This is a genomic window from Ectopseudomonas oleovorans, from assembly GCF_003052605.1.
Classification (GTDB): Bacteria; Pseudomonadota; Gammaproteobacteria; order Pseudomonadales; family Pseudomonadaceae; genus Aquipseudomonas; species Aquipseudomonas oleovorans_A.
This window is the reverse complement of record NZ_QASO01000016.1, coordinates 1-3,162: the sequence shown is the minus strand read 5'-3', so window position 1 is coordinate 3,162 and position 3,162 is coordinate 1. Positions and strand designations below refer to the sequence as shown.

General features: G+C 58.4%; 4 protein-coding genes and 1 pseudogene. 1 reads left to right on the top strand and 4 read right to left on the bottom strand.

The features are described 5' to 3' along the window. Window positions 1–170: 170 nt before the first annotated feature. Window positions 171–785 (top strand): annotated as a pseudogene (locus DBO86_RS02885) (DUF3482 domain-containing protein); the annotation flags it as partial. Between the two features lie 78 nt (window positions 786–863). On the opposite strand, the gene DBO86_RS02880 reads toward DBO86_RS02885, so the two are convergent. The 4 genes from DBO86_RS02880 to tnpA form a co-directional block, all read right to left on the bottom strand. Next, a complete protein-coding gene (locus tag DBO86_RS02880; protein WP_003464065.1) occupies window positions 864–1,391 on the bottom strand; it encodes an REP-associated tyrosine transposase in 528 nt (175 codons plus the stop codon). Between the two features lie 130 nt (window positions 1,392–1,521). Then, a complete protein-coding gene (gene thyA / locus DBO86_RS02875) occupies window positions 1,522–1,920 on the bottom strand; it encodes a thymidylate synthase (RefSeq protein WP_208630343.1) in 399 nt (132 codons plus the stop codon). A 162-nt stretch (window positions 1,921–2,082) separates the two neighbouring features. Next, window positions 2,083–2,592 (bottom strand): transcriptional regulator, encoded by a 510-nt coding sequence (locus DBO86_RS02870; RefSeq protein WP_146173176.1) that lies wholly within the window; start codon window positions 2,590–2,592, stop codon window positions 2,083–2,085. A gap of 141 nt (window positions 2,593–2,733) precedes the next feature. Further along, a partial coding sequence (gene tnpA / locus DBO86_RS02865; RefSeq protein ID WP_146173169.1) for an IS200/IS605 family transposase occupies window positions 2,734–3,162 on the bottom strand: 429 nt, incomplete at its 5' end.

Below are 3,162 nucleotides of genomic sequence, written 5' to 3'. Positions count from 1 at the left end.
GGCTGGGCGCACTCTTGAATGATCTGAGCCTTGAAGGATTTGGAGTAGGAACGGCGTTGTGGCTGCATGAAAGACCCGCTTAAAAGGCTAGAAATGGTGTCCACTTAAATCAGGTGGACACCATCGCCTTTGGCGTCGGGGCCAGGAAGGTGTGTTGGCCGGACGGATACCTGCGTGATGCGATTCGCCAACGCGAACAGCGCTGCGTCGAAGCCCTGCTGCGCCTGTATGCCTTCCGCAGCAGCGATGCCATGGCGGCCGACCTGCCGCTGCTCGACGGCCGCTGGGGCGACGACCTGTTCAACCCGGAAACGCTGAAGCAGCTGGGCATCAAGGTCGGTGGCGGCATGGCGGCCGGCGCCGCCACGGGCGTCGGCGTCGACCTGCTGGTCGGCGGCATCACCCTGGGCGCTGCCGCAGCGCTGGGCGCGGTGATCGGCGGCAGTGCGCAGACCCTGCGCAACTACGGGGAACGACTGAAGGGAAAACTCAAGGGCCAGCGCGAGCTGACCGTCGACGACGCCGTGCTGCGCCTGCTCGCCCTGCGTCAGCAGCAACTGCTGGCTGCACTGAACGTACGTGGACACGCCGCGATGGACGCCATCACCCTCAACGCACCTCAGGAAACCCTGTGGCGCCAGGGCAAGCTACCGGCGCCACTTAACGTGGCACGGGCGCATCCCGAATGGTCATCACTCAACCCCGGCGCGCGCCTGGAAGAGGCCGAGCGCGCCGAACAGGTAGAGCGTTTGTGCAGTGAAATCGCCATGCAATTGGTGGGCTGAAGCCCACCCTACAGGAGCGTATCGAAACCTCGCGTAGGGTGGGCTTTAGCCCACCACCTCACCGCCCACACCTCCCCGCTACTCCCCAAACTCCCCATCGTCACCGCCCCGCCCACCCCAATCTGCCGGCAGGAGCCCGCGCGCGACATATCGATGGAAGCTCGAATATGGCCAGTCACCAACCTGACTCACCAGGTCATGCTTCACCGGGTTGAAATGGATGTAGTCGACATGCCTCGCGAGATCCTCCTCATCACGGATACGGTGCTCCCAGAAGCGCCTTTGCCAGATTCCCTTCTCACGCTTTCTGGATTTGCTGGCGCTGACGTTGGGCCTGGCGGGTAGCGCGCGGGAAAACTGGCTTTTGATCGATGCCCAACGCAGGGAATAGTCCTGATCATCCTCAGGCAGCTCCCATATGGCATGCAGATGATCGGGCAAGACGCAGATGGCGATGGTCTTGAACGGCATGCGCTTGTTGGCCTCGACGTAGACCTGGCGCAGCAGCGCGATTTCTTCCACCAGTGTGCGGGAACGACGATCAGCGAGAGTGACCGTGAAGAAATAGGTAGCACCGGCAATCCATTCGCGGCGGTAGTTGGGCATGGGCAATCCTTTGTCCATTGGGAATGATGCGGAGCGGTGTTTGCGGTGGGCTGAAGCCCACCCTACATCCTAGTAGAACTTACAGACCGTAGGGTGGGCTTTAGCCCACCAGAGCCCACGCTTTTCCATCTCAGACGGCCACCGGCGCCTTGATATGCGGATGCGCCTCGTAGCCGACCAGCTCGAAGTCTTCGAACCTGAAAGCCAGCAAATCCTTCACCTCAGGGTTGAGCTTCATGGTCGGCAGCGGCAGCGGCTGGCGGGTCAGTTGCAGGTCGGTCTGCTCGATATGGTTGGCGTACAGGTGGCAGTCGCCGCCGGTCCAGATGAACTCGCCCGGCTGCAGGTTGCACACCTGCGCCACCATCAGCGTCAGCAGCGCGTAGCTGGCGATGTTGAAGGGCACGCCAATTGGACTTACCACCCCACCCTGCTGCACATTACGTGAAGATCGAATGCCTTCACGGAAAGAATCTATGTGTGCATTATGAAACATGCACATACACGATGCAAGCTCTTTTTTCAACATTTTGCTCATCGACCCGCCCAACAGCCCCAAATCCCCAGCTATCAACCGCCAAGCACATCCCTTGTGGTCTTCCAGACAATTGCTACCTCCTGACTACGGCCCCGATACCACCTGCTCCCTCAACCGGGACAGCGCCAAGCCAAAGCAGCTCCGAAGAGGACATTACTCTTCACCCTTAGGCCAATGCCGCTGAACTGTCCTGATTGTCACCCCTAGCCTGCGAGCAATCTCTTCCTTGTGCAGCCCCTCACGCTGCATCCGCATCACGGCGGCACGAGCGCTGTTCGCTTTCTGCCTTTGCATATCGCGCACAACGTCATCCTGTGCAACCCCACCAAGGCGACCTGTACCCAACAGCCTTCCAAGCCTTGCAGCACTTACAGCGATCTGCTCATCAACACTCAGACCAGAACGGCGCGCCTCGACAATTAAAAACACGTCGCTTGGAGCAACGCCGAGCACCTCACAGAGACCAACCAAGGACTCGATCTTTATGACTGCCAGGCCGTTTTCAACCTGACTCAGGTTCGCAACGCTCAGCGCCTCATTGCAATCCGTGAGCGTAAGACCGGCCTGCAACCTAACGTCACGCAGCACCTGCCCCAACACAGCTTCGTACCGCATTTTGTTTGAGCCCAAAAATTGAGCATCAGACCAGCTTTGACGCGACACCTCTTTATCGCCTACGATAAATTGAATGTCGCAAGAGCATACCAGCAAACCCCGTCACTCTACAACCACCGACTGAAGTCGGTGGGTTAGTGACTTACGGACTGAAAGTCCGGATACGCGTCGACTGAACGACGCGTCGGATCAGTCAGGCTCCATCCTGAAATTATCGTTCGGGCTCGGCTCAAAATGATGCTCCAGATACTGCTTGATCATCTCTTCCGTCATCTGCCCAACCGTCGCGCAAAAGTACCCGCGAGCCCAAAAATGCTGCCCCCAATAGCGCTTTTTCAGATGGGGAAACTCCTCGAAAAGCTTGCTCGCCGTACGCCCCTTGATCCGCCTCATGATCTCACTCGGCGCCAAATTCGGCGGACTGCTCACCAGAATATGCACGTGATCCTTGCTCACCACACCTTTCACAATCCGAATTTCAAATGCTTCGCACGTCTGTCTCACCAGCTCTCGCACTCGCTCAGCAACCTCACCGCTGAGCACCTTGTATCGGTACTTAGTCACCCAAACAAAGTGATACTCGATCTGGTAGACCGTATGACTGCCGTATCTGTAATC